The following is a 19,253-nucleotide window of genomic DNA, read 5'->3' as shown; positions in this document are numbered from 1 at the left end:
GATTCGCCTATTAAGGTCTTAAAGAAGTTATCGGAATCACATATACTCCGTCCGGTCTTCTGTAAGCAGCGGACGTCATTCCGCATATTACGGCAAGGAATGCAGGGGATGAAGAACTGTTATTCTTAAAAAAATCATTCATTTTCAGCAGGTTTGCCGCTGCTTTGTCCACTTGGTTCATTCCAAGTTTGATTTCAAAACAACCCCATCTTCCATCATCCGATTGTATGACGGCATCTATTTCATTATTGGAATAATCCTGAAAATGCGTAAGTTCACCGGATATGGCTTCAGCGTATGTCAGAAGATCCCTCTCGCATAATGATTCAAACATAAAACCGAATGTGTTCAAATCCCCGAACAGTTTTTTCTCATTCGCCCCAAGCAAAGCACAAGCCAACGAAGGGTCTGTAAAATGGCGCTTTTTCGCTTGTTTTACCCTTGTTCCGGAACGCAATTCAGGGGAAAACGGCTTTATATTTTCTATAAGAAACAGTCTTTCAAGAACTTCAAGATATTCCGACAGCGTTTCTTTGTTAATCGTATGTGAATCAACTTCGCTTATATCCTGTATCAGCCTGTTGTTGGTTGCAGTCGAACTTTCATTTCTTGCCAAGGATTTAAGAAGCAGTTCTATCTTGTATCTGTCATGCTTCCTGTCCGTTACTCTTCCGATATCGTTGTTGATTATTGAATCGATATATGATTTTGAAATTTCAGCCGCATTGTCAGATGATATGTCCAGCGCAGCCGGCCATCCTCCCCTCACTGTCAGTTCAATAAGCCTTCCAAGACTTATTTCTCCAGTAATCACATCTTTCTGTGTATTATTGAACAAGTCGGTCAATGACACTTTACCGTCAGAATCTCCGGACTCATACAGGGACATAGGCCTCATTTTCGCTCGTGCAATCCTTCCCGTACCACTATGCATCACTCCTTTATATTGAGGGTTAGATGAACCTGTCATGATAAATAAACCTTTCTCGCCATTTTGATCGGCATAATATCTGACAGCGTCCCACAATTGCGGTACTTCCTGCCATTCATCTACCAATCGTGGGGGCGCCCCTTCCAAGACCAAAGACGGATTTAACATCGCCAACTGACGGTTCTGAAAATTCCCGGCAGGATCTCCAAGCATTACACTGCTATTACTATGGTACATTCCGGTCCAGGTCTTACCGCACCATTTCGGCCCTTCTATACATATCGCGCCAAAAGTTTCAAGCAACGATTCAATTTTCCTGTCTATTAGTCTCGGTAAATAATCAATCTTTTCCATAACGGCGGCCAAATTACTAATTTTATTTGAATTAGCAAAATCATCCGCCCGGATTCAGAGAAATCATCCGCCCGGATTCGGAGAAAATGTCCGCCCGGATTCTAGATTTTAGCAGCCACATCCCGGCTTAACCCAAATGTATCGTTATGTGTTGATATACAGCAAATTACTATTGTAACAATATTTAACAAGTGTGGATTTCGGGGTATTCCAAACCCTTTAAAATCCACAGCAATTTTCCGTCATATCTATTGCTTATTACTGATTTACAGTGGTTTATAAAAACAAGGGTTAAGTCGAGGCGTGCTTTACCCTTTTACAAAGTGTAAAAAAATATGTTTTTAACTAAATTTTATAGTTGCAACTAAAAAAATTAGTTATATTTGCACCATAAATCACTGCAAAGCCGCAAATACATTTTTTGAGCGACACTGCAAAAACTTCAAGTATTATGAAAAGATTGACGAAACGGGAAAATGAAATAATGAATCTGTTCTGGGACAGGGGGGCAATGTTTGTCAAGGAGTTGCAAAGCCTCTACCCGGAGCCGCAGCCCCATATCAACACGCTTTCCACCATGGTACGGATACTCGAAAGCAACGGTTTCCTGTCGCATAAGTCACACGGGAACACTTATCAGTACTATCCTGTCATAAGCCGGGAAGAGTACGGAAGAAGCAGTCTCAGCGGAATCATCAGCAACTATCTTGGGAATTCATACCTGAACGCCGTATCGGAGCTGGTCAGAGAAGAAAAAATCACCGTTGAAGAACTGAAGGGCCTGATTGACGAAATAGAGAAAAACAGAAAATAGGGATTGACATGGATTTTATCGTATATGAAATAAAGACAGCCGTCCTCTTTGCAGGATTCTACCTGTTCTATCGCCTGCTGTTAAGCAAGGAGACCTTCCACAGGCTGAACAGAGTGGTGCTCCTGTGCTCGGCGGCGGTTGCCGCACTGCTCCCGCTTTGCAGGATTACGGTACATAAAACAGTCGAAGTCCCTGTCCGCCTTGAAAACCTGCCGTACGCTTTCGGCATGCAACCCGGCATTCAGGAAAATGTTGCCGGACAGACCGGAAGCGCATTCCCGTCGGATTACATCCTGCTCGGCATCTTAGTCGCAGGAGCCCTGGCGGTAATCGCCAATACGGCAGCATCGGTTTTCAGCGTAATGCGGATTGTCCGCCGCGGGAAAAGAATTCGCCAGCCGGACGGGACGGTCATCGTCGTCACGCAAAGGGAAGTCGCTCCGTTCAGCTGGATGAAATACATAGTCCTGTCAGAAAAGGATTATTCGGAAAAACATGATGAAATCCTGATACATGAAAAAGCCCACATACGTCTCGGACACTCGTGGGACATCCTGTTCATCAACCTGTTCACGGCCCTGCAATGGTTCAACCCGGTAATCTGGATGCTTCGCAGCGACCTGCGGGCCATCCATGAATACGAAGCCGACAGGGAAGTACTCAAATCCGGCATTAATGCTACACAATACCAATTTTTATTAATAAAAAAAGCCGTTGGCTTGAGCGGCCACTCAATAACCAACAGCTTTAATCACAGTACTCTTAAAAAACGCATTACTATGATGTCTTGTAAAAAATCAACTTTCGTCAAAGCACTCAGAGTGCTTTACGCAATCCCTTTAATCGGGATATGTCTGGCAGCCAACGCCAAGACCGATATCACGTACGTATCCTCCGCAGCACCGGACGGCAACGGACACTATGAAAACACCGATGCCGATTCAACTACCATCTCCGGGACGGAAGGGACCATGTCCTACATCGTAACTTATCATGGCAAAGATACTCAATCCCCGGATAAAGACAAACAAAAACTCGTGCTCAAATCAGGAGAACTTACAGTAACAATTGACGAAAACGGGGAGATACAGTTCAAAGCCGGCAACAGCGTGGAAACAGGTACCGTCAATTCGATAAGCCTGAAAGAACTCCTGAAGAAGAAAGGCATTACCGTTGACAAATTGGGAGAAAAGGGAATCGTCCTCACAATCACCGACGAGGGTGTCGACAAGAACGATGTTTTCTTCGATGTGATTAAAAATATAAAGTTCAAGCAAAACGGCAAGGATTTCCCTGACGATATACCGATTGATAGCCTGAACGGGAAGAGTTTCGGTCTCAATTACGAGTCCATTTCCAGCTTAGATAAAATCTACATAATGTCAGATCCGGAAGGGGAAGGTATTATAATAGACTTTGTCAAGGAACAATAATCAATAATGCTACTGCGGATACCCCGGCCGGCCCACCTCCTGCCTGCCGGGGTATTCTAATAAATTTTAGAAGCGGTTTAAAATTTTTCTCAGAAAATTTGAGACATGCTTTTTAATACATACAGCCGAACATCCAAAGCGGTATCCTGTTTCCGCTACCTGTTTCAATACCGTCCACTGCAAGATAACTCTCTGGGATACCGGCGATTTGGTCAAAAGTCTTGCTGCTTCCTCCGACTTCGAACAGATATTTTCCGTCTGCCAGGAAATCCCCTTGCTTCGGCATTGTCAGGTCAGCGACGGCGCCTACCTGATTTGCAAAAAAAGTCTCCCGGACAGTGCCTTCCGAGATTTTTCCGGATAAGGCATACATCAGATTGGCATTATTCAGATAGATTTTTTTAGGACTGACCAAGTGCTTGTAATTTTTCAACTGCTCGGTAAGCAAGAGCAATAAATCCGCCCTGTCTAACAGATACAGCATCTTTAAGGTCTGGTCACGTGTCGATTCCAACTGCGACGAAAGCTTGCTGATATTGGGTTTCAATGGAACGTTTCCGGCAATTACCATTAACAATGTCTTTATTTTTTGCGCTGTAAAATATGTTATATCTTCCACAGAAGGTATATCATTGTCTATGACAAGGCGCGCAACTTCTCCCACACGCATAAGATAATCGTTTCCGGCTTCTTTATAATACGGATAATAGCCTTCACGCAAATACTTGTCAAAATATTTAAGAATTTTGATTCCGGATATTACATCGACTGCATATTCCACATGGCCCGCAAGCATCTCTTCCAACCCTATGGTTGGGATTGCAGCTACACCTTCACAGGCAAGATATTCCCTGAAAGACAGACCGTTAAGAGTATATAACGATTGCCGGCGCGACAAGTCTGCCTTCGAATTGTCTATGGCGAGCATTGCAGAACCGGTATAAACAATATTCAAATCCGGATAACTGTCATAGAAATTTTTAAGCAATACCGCCCAATCCTTATACCTGTGCACCTCATCAAGATAAATGTGCATCACCCCATGCGTATATAAAAACTCGACCAGCTCCTCCAATTTATGGGTGTTGAACCATAGATTGTCAAGCGACACGTATAATGCATCGTCTATCTTGTCAAATGATTCCTTGATATGCTGCAACAACATTGTGGTTTTGCCGACTCCTCGTGCGCCCTTAATCCCTATCAGGCGCACGTCCCAGTCTATACGGTAATGCAGATACCGTTTGAAACGCAAATCCGTAGCAGCCAATTTCCTATGATAAATATTTATCAGGGGTTGAATGTCAGTATAATCCATAATATCTGATTTTATTCAACTGCAAATATATAAAACACTTTTGCAAAAGCTAATTTTTGTTAAAATTCACCTTTCCAAAAGTGTTTCACTTCGTCGTTTTGCAAAGCCGGGAACGCCTTGACTTAAGTTGCCTCGTTCCCGTTTTTATGAAATTTTCTTATCAAACAGGTCCTTTATACCGCCCAGCGAGCTCAGCATCGAAGAGGCCTCGTATGGCATGTAGACTGTCTTATTGTCCTTCCCGCTGACCATCTCCTTCATGGTTTCAATATATTTGACTGCAAGCATGTAGGATGCAGGGTTGGAGTCGGTTCCCTTGATTGCTTCGGTGATTTTCGATATGGCAGCGGCTTCCGCTTCGGCCTGGAGGATTTTTGCGCGGGCCTCTCCTTCAGCCATGAGTATCTGGGACTCCTTGTCTGCCGATGCACGGTTTATCTGCGACTCCTTCTCTCCCTCGGACTTGAGGATTGCAGAGGTCTTCTCGCCTTCCGCTTTCAGGATTTTCGCACGTCTTTCACGCTCGGCCTGCATCTGCTGCTCCATCGCATTGCGGACACTTTCAGGAGGGGTTATATCCTGTAGCTCTACCCGGTTCACCTTTACGCCCCACTTGTTCGAGGCATCATCGAGGACGGCACGGAGCTTCGAATTGATAGTATCGCGGGAGGTGAGGGTCTCGTCAAGCTCAAGCTCCCCGATGACATTCCTCAACGTAGTCTGGGTGAGCTTCTCTATCGCATTCGGCAGGTTGTCTATCTCATAAACGGCCTTGAAAGGGTCCACTATCTGAAAATAAAGCAAGGCATTGATGCGGGTAGTCACATTGTCCTTGGTAATTACACTCTGCTCCGGAAAATCATAGACCTGTTCCCTGAGGTCAATCTTGTCGGAAAGCCTGATGACTACATGCGTATCGCCGGCATAGCCTTCGCGGACGTAACGTGCATATATCTTCCTGGGCCTGTCGAGAATGGGCCAGATGATATTGATTCCCGATGAAAGGGTACTGTGGTATTTTCCAAGCCTTTCTATGACTTTGGTCTCTCCCTGCTGGATGATTTTAAGGCCCGAAAGGGCAAAAATAATTACGATTACGGCTATGAGGGCCACAATGATTAAAGTTCCCATGATTAACGGTTTTAATATGTTTCTATTCGTTTATTTTCCTGACTTTCAGCACAACGCTCTCCACGCCTTCGATTACGACACGCTCCCCTTTTTCCACGTCCCGGTCGTCCGCACTGACCGCTTTCCAGTCATCCCCGTCCACTGCGGCCCTTCCCGTATTTTCGGCCAGGGATATGCGTTCGGTAACGACTGCCTGCCGTCCCACAAGCGCCTCAACCCCGCTCTGTCTGCCACGCCTGCTTCTTTTGAACGTCTTCAGAAGAAACGGCCGCACAAGGACGAAAGCCGCCAAGGTAACCGCCGAAAACCAGACGACCTGCCAGGTAACGCTTGCGGAGCAGGCCGAAGCCACAGCCGCCGCCACGGCGCCGAATGCAAGGCAAAGCACGGCAAAACCGGTAGTAAAAATCTCTATGATTACCAAAACGAGGGCGATTATGGCCCAAATATGCCAGACTTCCATAATATCGAGAGTTATTTTTCCGCAAGTTAAGAAAAATTTCCCTAATTCATCCGAATCATAAAAAATACCTACATTTGTACTTAACCGAATCGGGCACATTTTTGCGATATGCTTGATTATCAATAAGTTTTTACTTAATTAGAAAAACGACATTCCAAAAATGGGAAAAATTATCAAACCATACGGGGAGGAAGGGAGCAAGCACGAGCAGGTCGAAAAAATGTTCGACAACATAGCCCCGGCATACGACAGGATGAACCATCTGATGTCTTTCGGTTCGGACAGAAAATGGCGGAGCCGCACTATCAGGGCCCTGGAAAAACACAGAAACGGGAGGATACTCGACATAGCGTGCGGGACGGGTGACATGACGTTCGAAATCAACCGGAAACTGAGTCCGGAAAAACTGGTCGGTGCCGACCTTTCGGAAGGAATGCTCGAAGTGGCAAGGTCCAAACAGGCAAGACGGACGGAAGGCACCGCCGTAGATTTCGTCAGATGCGACTGTTGCGAAGCCATACCCTTCCCGGACCGCTCGTTCGATGCCGTCACGGTAGCATTCGGAGTAAGGAATTTTGAAAACCTCGAAAAGGGACTGAAAGAAATCCTCCGCGTGCTCGACAACGGAGGCACCCTTGCCATACTGGAACTGTCCGTACCGGAAAAATTCCCTTTCAGACAGTTTTACAGCCTTTATGCTGGAAAAATCATACCGGCAATCGGCGGAATGGTTTCCAAAGACAGGAAAGCCTATGCCTACCTTCCCGAAAGCATCGCCGCCTTTCCACAACGGGGAAAACTCATATCCATACTTGAAGACTGCGGTTTCGGAAACTGTTCCTACAGACAGATGACATTCGGCACCTGCACGCTGTACCTTGCCGGCAAAGCACGGTAAAGGCAGGTAAGCCGGGAGCAATACCCCATAAATTACCTGATGGAATTAACATCGCTCGGACATTACAGGATATCGGTAAGCACAATCACTCCGAAAAGCGCCACGAATATCAACAGGTTCATGGCCGTTCTGCCGAGAAGCGGGTTAAGCGCGGCCCCCTGCAACCGCTTCAAGGACTGATGGGCATAGGTATGGAAAAGCAGATAGAAACTCATTATCACGTATGCTCTCAGCCAATCCCCCCAACCGTAATGCGAATACATTGCTGCCGCCCCTATGGCTATGAACATGGCCGCCACTCCGTTCCAATAATACAACCGCTGGCCCAATTTGCGGCCATACCTTGTAATCAGCGTATGTTTTCCCGCGGCAGCATCCTGCTCCATGTCACGATAATTGTTCACGACAAGGATATTGTCGGTCACGAGCCCTACCGACAGACCCAAAAGCAATACACCCCAGTCGAAATACAAGGACTGCACATAGAAAGTAAAACAAACCGATATGAGCCCGAAAAACAGGATGACGGCAACATCTCCGAGCGCATGACGTGACAGAGGATAAGGGCCGCCGCTATAAGCCACGGCGGCAAGGATTATTACAATCCCGGCACCGAGCAGCCACAGTTTCCCGGTAATGAAAATCAGGGAGAGCCCGGAAAGGGCGGCAACCGAAAGGGCGGTCATAGTCGCCGCCATCATGGCCCCGGGAGACACCTCCCCCGTTGTCAGATACCGCTTGGGACCTACCCTCCCCGCTCCATCGGCACCTTTAAGAAAATCAAAATAATCATTCGCCAGATTCGAGGCTATCTGTGCCGATACGGCGAAAACCAATGCGACAATGGACGGAAGAGCGACAAAACAGTCCTGCGACCATGCGTATATTGAACCTGCAACGACCCCGGCAACCGAAGCCGGAAGGGTACGGGGCCGTATGATTGAAAACCAGAGTCTGAATTTCGAAGCCATTTCAACAATTAGCCATTTCAACAATTAATGAACAACCTGTTTTAACCGGATTCCTACCCTATCCTCCTCGCCCCGTCCGAAATCACCACATCGTAAACCTTCGGCGCATGTCCGTAACGGGAAGCGAAAGAAACCGTCGCCTTATCGATGAAATCATGGTAAACACCTTCCCTGACAAGATTTATCGTACAGCCTCCGAAGCCTCCGCCCATGATGCGCGAGCCGGTAACCCCGCAATCCAAAGCCAGATTGTTGAGGAAATCCAGTTCCTCGCAGCTCACTTCATAATCGTCCCTCATTCCGCGGTGTGTCTCGTACATCATCCGGCCGACCGTCTCATAATCGCCTTTTTGCAGGGCATCGCAGACCGTCATGACACGCTTTTCCTCACCTATCACATACCTTGCCCTCTTGTAATCTTCTTCGGAAATATCGGCCCTTACCGCCTCCAAATCGGACATTGAAGCACCGCGCAGGAATTTTCTTCCCAATTTTTCCGCAACCCTTTCACAACTTTCCCGGCGCCTGTTGTACGGAGAACCGACAAGCTCGTGTTTGACTACCGAATCCAACAGGACGAGCCTGTAACCCTCGGGGGCAAACGGGTAATACTCATATTCCAGAGTCATGCAATCGAGCCTCATCAGATTTCCCGCCTTTCCGAAAATAGAGGCGAACTGGTCCATGATGCCGCAATTTACCCCGCAATAATTGTGTTCCGTAGCCTGTCCTATAAGCGCAAGCTCGAATCCCGGTATGCCCAATGAAAACATGTCGTTCAAACCGAAACCGAAAGCGCTTTCCAAAGCGGCGGAAGACGAAAGTCCTGCCCCGAGAGGGACATCCCCGGAGAACACGGCATCAAAACCGCATACGTCATAACCCCTTTTGATGATTTCACGGCATACGCCGAAAACATACCTCGCCCAGGAGCTTGAAGGCTTGTCCTTTTCATCCATACCGAATTCGGCATATTCCCCGTAATCGAGCGAATACACCCTCGCGGATTTTCCTCCGTTAGGTTTCATTTCCACCCAAATGCCCTTGTCTATCGCCCCCGGGAAAACGAAGCCTCCGTTATAATCGGTATGCTCCCCTATCAGATTAATCCTCCCGGCCGACATATAAATTGCCCCGTGCCCTGAAAACAACGCACTGAATTTTTCCGAAATCCTGTCTTTTATCGTCATAACAAATACGCAGAATGGTTACAAACCATAAAATTAGTAAAAAATTTCCAAAACAATCGGAAGATGGTCGCTGACTCCTCCATTGTAGCGGGGCCCGATATATGTCCTGCATGGCTTGTACCCCAACCCTTTACGGTCTTTTTCAAGCAGGAATGCCGGTGAAAACACGTATGTGCTGCACCTGCCGGCAACCTGCGGGGAAACGATGAAATGGTCTATCAGTTCCCATTTTCCCGCATACTTTATGCTTCCGAAGCCCTCCTCATGCAGACTGTACGAAAGATTTACAAAACCAGGCGCCCCTTTGAGTGCGGCCGAAGAAGGCACATCGTTGAAATCTCCGGTAAGCACTACTCCATGCCCTGGATGCCTGACAGCTACGGAATCGGCCAGATAAGCAAGGAGTCGCATGGCAGCATCCCGTAATGGCTGCGAGGCCTCGGCTCCGGAAAACTTCGACGGATGATGGTTCACGAAAATATGCAGCGTATCCGCCCTTGCATCCACACTTGTATCCGCTCTTGCATCCGCACCCGCCGTATCTCGGATGAAAGGAGCATGAACTTTCCGCACAAAACAGGCATAGAGTATAGAACGGGTCGCAAGAATGACAGAATCCTTCACGACGGGCCGCGCACAAGAAGACACCAGACTGTACCGCGAGGAATCATACAGCAGCCCCACATCGATTCCGCGCCTGTCCGGAGAGTCGTAATGCACCGGAAGATACGGATAACCGTGCAGCGGAGTCAGCGAAACAAGATTATGAAGCACGGTCCTGTTTTCTATTTCGGCCACAGCTATGAAATCCGGCCGCCGGCCGAGACTGTCTTCAAGATAAACCACTGTTTTCGCAATGGCCGCACATTTTCTAAGATAACGGCTGTAACTCCAACCCCTCTTTCCCCCGTAACGGAATTCCGCAACGAGGCTGTCCGGCCCGCCCCAAGGAACGAAAAGATTCTCAAGATTCCAGAACATCAGGATTTTCCTGTCAGGGACGGATACGGGTTCCACATCCGCGAAAAAAGTCAGGAACAAAAACGGAAAGAGTAAACAATAAAAATTTTTCATGCCCGGCGCCAAAGGTCGCAGAGCCACACCCGCATCGGGGACAAATATCCGATAATTTTTCTAATTTTGCCGCTGAAAATATAAAAATTTATCGAAATGGCTGTAAAATGCGGTATCGTAGGACTCCCGAATGTCGGTAAGTCCACCCTTTTCAACTGTATATCCACCGGCAAGGCGCAGGCGGCGAATTTTCCTTTCTGCACGATAGAACCGAACATCGGCTCGACGATTGTACCCGACAAGAGGCTCCAGGTGCTGGAAAACCTCGTGCATCCCCAAAGGGTAGTGCCTGCAACAGTGGAAATCGTGGACATAGCCGGGCTCGTAAAGGGAGCGAGCAAAGGAGAGGGGCTCGGAAACCAGTTCTTGGCGAACATACGCGAGACCGATGCGATACTGCACATCCTCAGATGCTTCGATGACCCTAATATCGTACATGTAGACGGAAGCGTGGACCCGGTAAGGGACAAGGAAGTCATAGACATGGAATTGCAGCTCAAAGACCTGGAAACTGTGGAAAACAGGCTTGCAAAAGTACAGAAACAGGCCCAGACAGGAGGGGACAAACAGGCCAAACGCCTTTATGACATACTGCTGAAATATAAGGAGGCCCTCGTCCAGGGAAAATCTGCACGTACCGTAAAATTCGACAGCCCCGATGACATCAAAGCCGCCAAGGAACTTTTCCTGCTCACCGACAAGCCAGTAATGTATGTCTGCAATGTGGATGAAGGTTCGGCAGCGGCCGGGAACAGTTATGTAGAAGCCGTGCGCGAGGCTGTTAAGGACGAGGATGCGGAGATTCTGGTGATTTCGGCAAAAATCGAATCCGAGATAGCCGAACTGGACGACTATGAGGAACGCCAGATGTTCCTACAGGAAATCGGGCTCGAAGAATCCGGAATGGTAAGGCTTATCCAGAGCGCATATTCGCTTCTGAACCTCCGTACATATTTCACCGCCGGCCCGCAGGAAGTGAAGGCATGGACAATCAATAAAGGTGACAAGGCACCGGTAGCCGCCGGGGTAATACACTCGGATTTCGAGAAAGGCTTCATCCGTGCCGAGGTCATCAAATACGACGATTATGTAAAATACGGCTCGGAAGCCGCCTGCCGCGCCGCCGGAAAACTGTACGTCGAAGGAAAGGACTACGTAGTCGAGGACGGAGATGTGATGCACTTCCTGTTCAACGTCTAACGTCTAACGTCAACGTCTGAAAACGGGGATTCTTTTCAACGTCTGAACCTTCATCCCACAGTCAGAAAAACGAGGATTTTTTCGTACCTATAAAACAGGAGTTCTTCTTCGAGAAAAACGGGGATTCCTTTTTCAAGGGGGCAGGGAAAGTGCCTCAGATTCGTGGAAAAATGGTTCACTTTCCCGGGAAAAATGGCGAAAACGGCGGTAAAATCAACATTTCCAGCGGGAAAGTGCCGGGAATTTGCAGGAATACGGTTCACTTTCCCCTGATAGGACGGACGAGAAATGCAGGCAAAATGGCCACAGAAGCGATTGTCCTATTTCGTTCCAGGGGAAAGTGCCTCGGATTTGCGGCAAAATGGTTCACTTTCCCGGGAAGAACAGACCAGGAATGGGCGTTCAGGATACGGATAAGTGAACGTAGTGGAAGTCCGGGTGCAGACAATTTTGTAACAAATTGAATATCAATGCACTAAAAATCCAAGTACACATTTCGGCAGTTTAAAACTTTCGAAATGTGCAGCTATTTTACCAACCAACTGATTATCAACATATTCAAAATCACCATGCACCGACTGTTCCAAAATTACATGGAAACTACAACTTCCCCAGAAGTACGGAGGAGGAATGGCGTTGGGAGCAATATTCTCGGCGGGAAAGTGCCGGGAATTCGCAGGAATACGGTTCACTTTCCCGGCAAGACAGGCAGCAATTGCTATTCTACAATTGCGATTTCATTAATTACAAGTATATTTGCCGCTGTTTTTGGAAGTATATGAATAATACGTGCTATGCAGGTAAACTGGAGTTGGGCAATACTTATAATTGCCGGTTGTTTTGAAGCAGGTTTCGCATTCTGCCTCGGTAAAATGAAGGAAGTTTCCGGAACCGCCTGGTGGCTATGGGGAGCAGGATTCATAATCTGCCTGGTAATAAGCATGTTCCTTCTGGCCAAAGCCACGCAGACACTTCCGATAAGTACGGCTTATCCGGTATGGACGGGGATCGGGGCGGTGCTTACCGTCATCCTCGGCATTCTCGTCTTTCACGAACCGGCATCTTTCGCAAGGATATTTTTCATTTGTACCCTGATAGCCTCGGTGATAGGACTGAAAATGGTAGGGTAGCTCGGAAACTTCGACTTTTTACGGGGTCTTCTGAAGTTATGGCCGAACTTTCGAGTTATGCCCGCTGATCAGGCCTCAAAGTCAATCAATCTTAAAACGCAAGCACAGGACGGACATATCCGCCGTTACATTTATTCTCGCAGAAAGTATCGACAAAATCCTTCCCGCGGCTGATGTTCCATGCCGTTTCGGAACCCGCCTGGGTAGAGGTCCAGAATCCGAATCCGGCATCCGAAACATATGTTTTCTGATCCTCGTTTATCTTTGCAAAAGCATCATTGAAGAACTGTGTAAAATCCCCGGCGCCGGGCATGTCCCAATACCAATCATTCCCCCAGTCCACAAAATATTCATTCACGTCAAGAGGATAACCGCTAAACGCCCTCAACACATCCATCATCTGCCCGTATGACGGAAGGAACCAGCCCGTAGTGACGACATTATCGGCCGGCCCGCCCGTTTCCTGCACAAACTCGCTTACCACCTTGAACGAAGGATACATGCCATTTTCTACATCGGCGGCCCGTTCTGAAAGAATGAGGTGCGTATTCCTATAACCGCTTATGTCGGAATCTGCGGCAAGGAACGAGGCCTTTGAATCCCCCTTTGTCAACGTCTGCTGCAAACCTATCACGCTTTCGTCACGGTCGAATTCCCCTGTATCATAATCGGAGAACCATGGCCAGAGAGCCCCTAAAGACGTAGCAGAATGCCGGGCCGACACGACAAGAGCATGGGCGGTCCCTCCGAGGGCCTCCTTTTCAGACTCTCCTATCCTATCGGGATTAATCTGGAAGACCACACCCATTACATGCACCGAAAGTACATCCATGATATCGGCATCTTTCGCAAGCAGAGAACCGTCATACAGGAAAAAATCACCTACTTGCAGATTGTGGTTTATCAGTTCCAGACCATCTCCAACGGTACATACGATGCAATTGTCTTCAGTATTTTCGAAGCCGTATCCGAAAGTCCAGTCCCTTTCTTCGCCATTATCAGTATAAGTGCCTCTGAGCGAATCCGCTACGGCAGGGTTGACTACGAAATACTTTTTATACCCTTCGGTATATGGGGTAAAGCCGAAACATTCCGTTTTCGACGGTACTGGCTCATAATCAGGGATGCTGTAATCCGTGTTTGTAAAATGATAAACCTTCCCCGGAAAATCAAATACAACAAGCTGCGTGAATGGGCTTACTGACAGCGAAAGTATTCCGCCGGAAAAAACTCCCGACCCTATCATAAGAGTAGAGCCGTAAAAATCTTCGGGATCACTCTGATCTTTCGCCGTTTCCCACGAATCTGCCATTGAATCGAAAAAATCTTCAGCACTTTCGGCCGTCGCATCCACTGAGTTTTCATCCAAAGACTCCATATAAGGATAATAAGCGTAAAATACGGCTCCGTCAGGCAGCGACAGGTCCTCTACGGAAGATTTCCACACTATTCCGCCATCTTGCCCTACGGCGTTCAGGCGCAGATTGCTTATTTCAGCAACGACCTGGCCGTCTTTCACTGCAAACAGGCCGATTCCGTCCCCGTCCTTGAACTCCAACTGATAGCCCTCGCTTCCGTCCGATGATGAATAACTTTCAACCGAAACAGAAAGTCCGTCAAGAGGTTTCCCTTCATCCTCCTGACCACTTGTCCCACCTTTGTCGCAAGACCATAACGCGATTACCGACAAAGAGACGAAAAAAAACGATTTTCTCAACATAATTATCATTTTATTCTTATTTTTCATATCAACCAAGGCCTCCCTCACATAATAATACCGTTCAGTAAATCCACTTGCCCGCGCATGCCGTCGCAATCGAGTTCGCGGTCTTCGAAAAGCGAAGAATACCTTTCAGTATTGTCTATGATTGCATCCCCCTTGTATGTAAGTTTGTGTACGGTGCCGTTGTTGTCCACCAATTCGGCATAATACAAATAACCGTCCCCCTCTTTCGAAATCGTAAGGGTGCCGCTGTCGTAACGTGTATACGGTATCTCATAACCGGAACCGTCAGGAGTTATCCTGCACCAATATGTATATTCGGGATTGAGGGTCATTAGTTCAGTCTGATATGCCTGGCCCAAAACGTATGTTCCTTCAGGGACGGATATGGCATCGGCATTTTCCGGTTCCGTGGAAAATATATCAAACGTATAATAAGTCCCGCCAGACAAAAGCATTCCGTTGTAAACCGGCTTGTCGGACAGATTTATCATATAGTTCGTCTCTCCGTTATGGCCGAAAACATCTCCCAGATAGTGTCCGGAGAAATAAGCCGCTTCGAAGTCTACCTCGGCGGGAATGAATCTGCCCTGAACCACACGTATGGATTTCGAAACCGAATATTCGTGTCCATCCTTCTCATAACGATAGGTAAACATCACCTCCGCAGTCCTTTCCTCCTGAGCGGTATTTGCACTGACAGTAAAATCGACCCTTGAACTGTCCGGATAATATTCGAACCCGCCAATCCAGTAAGCTCCGGTAGAGGCCTCCATATGCGCCCCGTCCACGGCATCGATAATGAAGTACCGGACAGACAGGTCCGACTCTTCGTCCGGCACATTGTATTGCATACCTGTAAGAAACACTATTTCCGGAGCATCCGGATCATAATCATCCGATTTTCCGGACTGATTTACGGTAACGGTATCAGAAATCCGCCCATCACCATAAACATAGGAGAAAACGACTTCGGCGCTCCTTGCCGCCGTATCGGGATTGGCTTTTACGGTAAAACCTGCGCAACGCATATTCTCCTCGACAGTATAATCCCCTATCCATTCGGCAGGGGAAGAACCGGCAATGCGCCCGCCTTCAACAGCATTTTCCAATACATATTCCACCAGAACCTCAGACTCTCCCCGGGAGACCGATATCCCGTCTTCGCACACCAATGCGAAAAAAGGATCGTTTCCAGTGCCATGGCCTTCTGATTCTCCGGACTGGATGACAATCACCGTATCCGAAATGCTGCCTCCATCATAAATATAGGAAAATACCGCCATGGCCGTTCTGTCCGCGGTATCCGGATTTGCACCCACTATAAAACGTACCTTGGAGGAATCTGCAATATCGGTATAGCCGCTTATCCAGTCTGCCGTTGAAGAACCTGTCACCTTCCCTCCCTTCGCAGGATTTTCCAGACTGTACTCTACGGAAACGGAAACCTCACCGGAAGAGACATGCATCTCGCTGTCGGAAAGGATACCGAATGCCGGAGGCACCCCGAATCCGGACTCCCTGTCGCAGGAAGCGACCAGCAACATCGCCACGGGAAAAACTGCGAAAACGACAACCGGACGAATCTTGAACATAAGCCACATATATACAAACAGCCGGTTTAAAATTCCGCGATTCCCCTGACCCTATTGGTTCCGCTTCTTACCATATTATATCCGGCACCGCTATGGAACATAATCTGCCATATATTCTCCCTGTCGTTTTCCATGGATGTCGAAGCGAAATACGAATAACCCCTCACATTCAACGCAACCCCTCCAACATCCGTAATCCTGGCATTGAAAGTCTCTCTGTTCTTCACATATTCGGCACCGGTCAGTATCGCGGTATTCAAATCCTCCCAATCATTGCACTCGCCTTCCTGCGCATTTTCCGGGACCCATTTCACTCCGCTCATCGCACAATAAATTTGTTTGAGTTCCACGGTCGACGGCAAATACCAGTCAAGACCTCCCATATCAAGACTGTCTATATATCTGAAAGCAGGAAAATTGTCCCATGCATCGTTGTCTGAAATATATTTTATGATATTGTCCGTGTTGCCCTTGCCGTCATAACGGTTATAATTGTCCAGTTCTATCCCGGGTTCTCCCCACACAAGCGAAGCCTCACCCATTTCTACGATTTTTCCCGACATTTGATCTTCATTTACATAGAATACGATCCCGATTATATCCTTGCTGGCATACAAGGCAGACGAATAAGTCCCGTCGGCATAATAGTAGTCGCCTACGGCAGGGACCTCCACCACTTTGACCGTACATTCGGCCTGCACATCATCCACACTGGCGGTAATGACGGCATTCCCGACAGAAACAGCGGTGACAAGCCCGGATTCATCGACTTCGGCCACACTCGCGTTATCGCTGTCCCACTCTATTACCTTGTTGTAAGTGTCTTCAGGCATTACGAGCGCCGTAAGCCTTACCGTATCCCCTATAAGCAATCTGACATCCGTAATATTGAGGCTTATCTGCTCGGCAGGCTGCCCAATCACATCGACCTCACATGAAACACTGGCTTCGTTGGCAGTGACGGTCACATTGGCGTTTCCTATGGAATTTGCAGTAATGAGGCCGTTTTCGTCTACCGAAGCTACGGACGGATTGTCGCTGGAATACATGATTTGCGCACCTTCGGGGGTTACCTGCGGATTAAGTTGATAGGATTCCCCGAGCACTATCGTAATTTTATCATCAGTTAGTTCCAATACTGTCATTTTCTGCTCCGTACATCCGATCAGCACGAAACAGAACACAAAAAAAGAATACAGAATGCTGTTGGTTTTCATTTTTGCCATGTCCATTTTACTGTTTTTAAAATATCATCAAAACTCCGGAATACAAAATTATGCGGTAATGCTATCTTTAATACAACCCGCTCATATCCGCACTATATATATAATTTATACATACACACATAAAATATTATACATAAATCAATTATATCTTGAAAGAAATTCCTGCAACGTTATTTTGCTGTCGGTAAGACCGAGTTTTGCACGAAGCCTGCCTCTGGCCGTGTTTATGCTTTGAAGGCTCTGCTTCGTTATCTCCGAAATCTCTTTCGTGGTCATGTTTTTATTGAGAAGGGTGCATAACCTGCGCTCGTTTATGGTAAGATCTGGAAACTCCCTTATGAGATTATGGTAAAACTCGCTGTTGTATTCCGGTATGAACTGACTGACTTCTTTCCACTTGTCATCATCCACCTTCGACTGCACCAGATTGCGGCATATCTGATTTACCTTGTTCTTGACAGACACATCTTTTATATCGGCCTTCAACCGTATCAGTTTATCGACAGTGTCTTCCGCCATCTTATCTATGTAATATTGCTGGAGTTTTTTCATTTCAAGCATTTTTTCCTGGTTCGCAAGTTCGCTTTTAAAATGCTCTACCTTCAGTTTTCTTTTTTTAACATTCATTATCAGATAAATGCCGCCGATCAGAAGTATGCCCACGCCGCTAATGAATATGATTGTCATCCTGTTCCTGCTTTCCTTAAGTTTTTCTTCCGTTTTACTGGCCTCCAAATCGCTCTGATACCGGAAAAGTTCCAGTATGATTTCATTGTTCTCTCTGGAATCATCAATCATATAGTACCCATTAAGGGCCTTATAGGCATCTTCCCAATCGTTTTCGGCAGCATACAGCCTGTGAAGCAGATTGAAACAATACTGTTTTTCGTTTTTGAATTCTCCTGCCTTCAAATAGTCCAAAGCTTTGTTCAGACAGGCTATGGCTTTCTGCCTTTTACCGACAAGCGAAGTGATATAGCCGAGTTTCATATAATATTCACCCTTGTCGCCATCGGTTTTTATCAGCGGCTTCGCAAGATGAAGGTATCTTTCTGCCTTGTCAACATCGCCGTTGTCTATGTATGCCTCAAAAAAATTAAGGTACAATTTTCCCAATTTCACCGAATCACCCTGTTCTGCACAAAGGGTCGTGGCCTCTTGAATCAACTTATTGGTCATCACTGTATCGTGTACAGTATTCGCAAGGCGCGCCGCATTGTTCATGGCGGAAATCATGCGTGAAGTATCACTGATATTCCTCGCACCGGATGCGAAAATGTCGAAATATTGTTTCGCTTTATCATATTCCATGCATACATAATAAACGATACCCAATATATTATAGCAGTCCAGAATGTGCGGAATATCTTTTTCCTTGATTAGAACCTCCTGTGCTTTCAATACGTAATCAAGGGTTTTATGATACATATCGTTTTTAAGATAAAGGCCTGCAAGTTTCAGTTCCTCTATGGCGGCCATATGGATATCCGAATTGAACCGATATATCTTCCTTGCCTTTTCCAGAGCATCGATTGCATCGTTTGTTTTCGTCTGCGATTCATACCAACGGCCCATATAATCCCAAACCTCAGCTATGCGGATGTCCGTGGAAGCGGTATCCGCCCTCTCCAAAAACATCCGGGCATAAACAGGCCCTTCGTCATTGTCTTTGTTCTGACTGTACAGATCGTACAGGACAATATCCCCTCCGTCAATAATGGAAACTGCTGACAAAGTATCGGCATTGTACACGCAATCCGCCCTGAACGCACAGATTGTGAAAAACATTATGACACAAAAAA

The 19,253-nt window shown here is 47.0% G+C and carries 16 protein-coding genes; 5 read left to right on the top strand and 11 right to left on the bottom strand.

The annotated features are described in order from the left end of the window. Positions 1 to 10: 10 nt before the first annotated feature. Entirely contained in the window at positions 11 to 1,285 is a 1,275-nt protein-coding gene (locus B5F83_RS05450; RefSeq protein WP_087277943.1) for a DUF4143 domain-containing protein, read from the bottom strand. A gap of 451 nt (positions 1,286 to 1,736) precedes the next feature. Here B5F83_RS05450 and B5F83_RS05445 point away from each other — a divergent pair, with 451 nt between their 5' ends. Both B5F83_RS05445 and B5F83_RS05440 read left to right on the top strand, forming a co-directional pair. After that, a complete protein-coding gene (locus B5F83_RS05445; RefSeq protein WP_087277683.1) occupies positions 1,737 to 2,099 on the top strand; it encodes a BlaI/MecI/CopY family transcriptional regulator in 363 nt (120 codons plus the stop codon). Between the two features lie 8 nt (positions 2,100 to 2,107). Continuing rightward, the gene (locus B5F83_RS05440) at positions 2,108 to 3,532 is read left to right on the top strand and encodes a M56 family metallopeptidase (protein WP_087277686.1); all 1,425 of its coding nucleotides are present in this window, start codon (positions 2,108 to 2,110) and stop codon (positions 3,530 to 3,532) included. Positions 3,533 to 3,644: 112 nt separating this feature from the next. Here the strand turns inward: B5F83_RS05440 and B5F83_RS05435 are convergent, their stop codons facing one another. From B5F83_RS05435 to B5F83_RS05425, 3 genes are all read right to left on the bottom strand, one after another. Continuing rightward, positions 3,645 to 4,850 (bottom strand): AAA family ATPase, encoded by a 1,206-nt coding sequence (locus tag B5F83_RS05435; RefSeq protein ID WP_087277689.1) that lies wholly within the window; start codon positions 4,848 to 4,850, stop codon positions 3,645 to 3,647. 144 nt (positions 4,851 to 4,994) lie between these two features. Further along, on the bottom strand, positions 4,995 to 5,981 hold the full coding sequence (locus tag B5F83_RS05430) for an SPFH domain-containing protein (RefSeq protein ID WP_087277692.1): 987 nt from the start codon (positions 5,979 to 5,981) through the stop codon (positions 4,995 to 4,997). Positions 5,982 to 6,003: 22 nt separating this feature from the next. Then, positions 6,004 to 6,444: an NfeD family protein gene (locus tag B5F83_RS05425; RefSeq protein ID WP_158094166.1), complete on the bottom strand. Its 441-nt coding sequence runs from the start codon at positions 6,442 to 6,444 to the stop codon at positions 6,004 to 6,006. 160 nt (positions 6,445 to 6,604) lie between these two features. On the opposite strand from B5F83_RS05425, the gene ubiE reads away from it, so the two are divergent. Continuing rightward, on the top strand, positions 6,605 to 7,342 hold the full coding sequence (ubiE, locus tag B5F83_RS05420) for a bifunctional demethylmenaquinone methyltransferase/2-methoxy-6-polyprenyl-1,4-benzoquinol methylase UbiE (protein ID WP_087277698.1): 738 nt from the start codon (positions 6,605 to 6,607) through the stop codon (positions 7,340 to 7,342). Positions 7,343 to 7,404: 62 nt separating this feature from the next. Here ubiE and menA read toward each other — a convergent pair whose 3' ends face one another. From menA to B5F83_RS05405, 3 genes are read right to left on the bottom strand one after another with little or no spacing between them, the layout of a single operon-like run. Further along, complete coding sequence (gene menA / locus B5F83_RS05415) at positions 7,405 to 8,313, bottom strand: 1,4-dihydroxy-2-naphthoate octaprenyltransferase (protein WP_087277701.1); 909 nt, start codon at positions 8,311 to 8,313, stop codon at positions 7,405 to 7,407. Between the two features lie 53 nt (positions 8,314 to 8,366). Then, on the bottom strand, positions 8,367 to 9,497 hold the full coding sequence (galK, locus tag B5F83_RS05410) for a galactokinase (protein WP_087277946.1): 1,131 nt from the start codon (positions 9,495 to 9,497) through the stop codon (positions 8,367 to 8,369). Positions 9,498 to 9,536: 39 nt separating this feature from the next. Next, positions 9,537 to 10,544: an endonuclease/exonuclease/phosphatase family protein gene (locus tag B5F83_RS05405; RefSeq protein ID WP_087277704.1), complete on the bottom strand. Its 1,008-nt coding sequence runs from the start codon at positions 10,542 to 10,544 to the stop codon at positions 9,537 to 9,539. A 129-nt stretch (positions 10,545 to 10,673) separates the two neighbouring features. Between B5F83_RS05405 and ychF the strand changes: the two genes are divergently transcribed. Both ychF and B5F83_RS05390 read left to right on the top strand, forming a co-directional pair. Continuing rightward, positions 10,674 to 11,777: a redox-regulated ATPase YchF gene (gene ychF / locus B5F83_RS05400; RefSeq protein WP_087277707.1), complete on the top strand. Its 1,104-nt coding sequence runs from the start codon at positions 10,674 to 10,676 to the stop codon at positions 11,775 to 11,777. A gap of 794 nt (positions 11,778 to 12,571) precedes the next feature. Then, positions 12,572 to 12,907: a multidrug efflux SMR transporter gene (locus tag B5F83_RS05390; RefSeq protein WP_087277714.1), complete on the top strand. Its 336-nt coding sequence runs from the start codon at positions 12,572 to 12,574 to the stop codon at positions 12,905 to 12,907. A 91-nt stretch (positions 12,908 to 12,998) separates the two neighbouring features. Here the strand turns inward: B5F83_RS05390 and B5F83_RS05385 are convergent, their stop codons facing one another. The 4 genes from B5F83_RS05385 to B5F83_RS05370 form a co-directional block, all read right to left on the bottom strand. Beyond that, positions 12,999 to 14,636, bottom strand: a complete 1,638-nt coding sequence (locus B5F83_RS05385) for a fimbrillin family protein (protein WP_143822470.1) — start codon at positions 14,634 to 14,636, stop codon at positions 12,999 to 13,001. A gap of 35 nt (positions 14,637 to 14,671) precedes the next feature. Then, positions 14,672 to 16,225, bottom strand: a complete 1,554-nt coding sequence (locus B5F83_RS05380; protein ID WP_158094165.1) for a BACON domain-containing carbohydrate-binding protein — start codon at positions 16,223 to 16,225, stop codon at positions 14,672 to 14,674. Positions 16,226 to 16,251: 26 nt separating this feature from the next. Continuing rightward, the gene (locus B5F83_RS05375; RefSeq protein ID WP_158094164.1) at positions 16,252 to 17,451 is read right to left on the bottom strand and encodes an Ig-like domain-containing protein; all 1,200 of its coding nucleotides are present in this window, start codon (positions 17,449 to 17,451) and stop codon (positions 16,252 to 16,254) included. A 138-nt stretch (positions 17,452 to 17,589) separates the two neighbouring features. Then, positions 17,590 to 19,239, bottom strand: a complete 1,650-nt coding sequence (locus B5F83_RS05370; protein ID WP_143822469.1) for a hypothetical protein — start codon at positions 19,237 to 19,239, stop codon at positions 17,590 to 17,592. Between the last annotated feature and the right edge of the window lie 14 nt (positions 19,240 to 19,253).

Source organism: Muribaculum sp. An289 (assembly GCF_002159555.1).
GTDB classification, from domain to species: Bacteria; Bacteroidota; Bacteroidia; order Bacteroidales; family UBA932; genus Merdivivens; species Merdivivens faecigallinarum.
Note: the sequence above shows the minus strand (reverse complement) of the source record. Positions and strands in the feature narration are given on the sequence as shown.

Excerpts from the sequence above, each read along its gene's own strand:
- B5F83_RS05450 (WP_087277943.1), bottom strand. The coding sequence starts at position 1,285 with ATGGAAAAGATTGATTATTTACCGAGACTAATAGACAGGAAAATTGAA.
- B5F83_RS05445 (WP_087277683.1), top strand. The coding sequence starts at position 1,737 with ATGAAAAGATTGACGAAACGGGAAAATGAAATAATGAATCTGTTCTGG.
- B5F83_RS05440 (WP_087277686.1), top strand. The coding sequence starts at position 2,108 with ATGGATTTTATCGTATATGAAATAAAGACAGCCGTCCTCTTTGCAGGA.
- B5F83_RS05435 (WP_087277689.1), bottom strand. The coding sequence starts at position 4,850 with ATGGATTATACTGACATTCAACCCCTGATAAATATTTATCATAGGAAA.
- B5F83_RS05430 (WP_087277692.1), bottom strand. The coding sequence starts at position 5,981 with ATGGGAACTTTAATCATTGTGGCCCTCATAGCCGTAATCGTAATTATT.
- B5F83_RS05425 (WP_158094166.1), bottom strand. The coding sequence starts at position 6,444 with ATGGAAGTCTGGCATATTTGGGCCATAATCGCCCTCGTTTTGGTAATC.
- ubiE (WP_087277698.1), top strand. The coding sequence starts at position 6,605 with ATGGGAAAAATTATCAAACCATACGGGGAGGAAGGGAGCAAGCACGAG.
- menA (WP_087277701.1), bottom strand. The coding sequence starts at position 8,313 with ATGGCTTCGAAATTCAGACTCTGGTTTTCAATCATACGGCCCCGTACC.
- ychF (WP_087277707.1), top strand. The coding sequence starts at position 10,674 with ATGGCTGTAAAATGCGGTATCGTAGGACTCCCGAATGTCGGTAAGTCC.
- B5F83_RS05390 (WP_087277714.1), top strand. The coding sequence starts at position 12,572 with ATGCAGGTAAACTGGAGTTGGGCAATACTTATAATTGCCGGTTGTTTT.
- B5F83_RS05385 (WP_143822470.1), bottom strand. The coding sequence starts at position 14,636 with ATGATAATTATGTTGAGAAAATCGTTTTTTTTCGTCTCTTTGTCGGTA.
- B5F83_RS05380 (WP_158094165.1), bottom strand. The coding sequence starts at position 16,225 with ATGTTCAAGATTCGTCCGGTTGTCGTTTTCGCAGTTTTTCCCGTGGCG.
- B5F83_RS05375 (WP_158094164.1), bottom strand. The coding sequence starts at position 17,451 with ATGGCAAAAATGAAAACCAACAGCATTCTGTATTCTTTTTTTGTGTTC.
- B5F83_RS05370 (WP_143822469.1), bottom strand. The coding sequence starts at position 19,239 with ATGTTTTTCACAATCTGTGCGTTCAGGGCGGATTGCGTGTACAATGCC.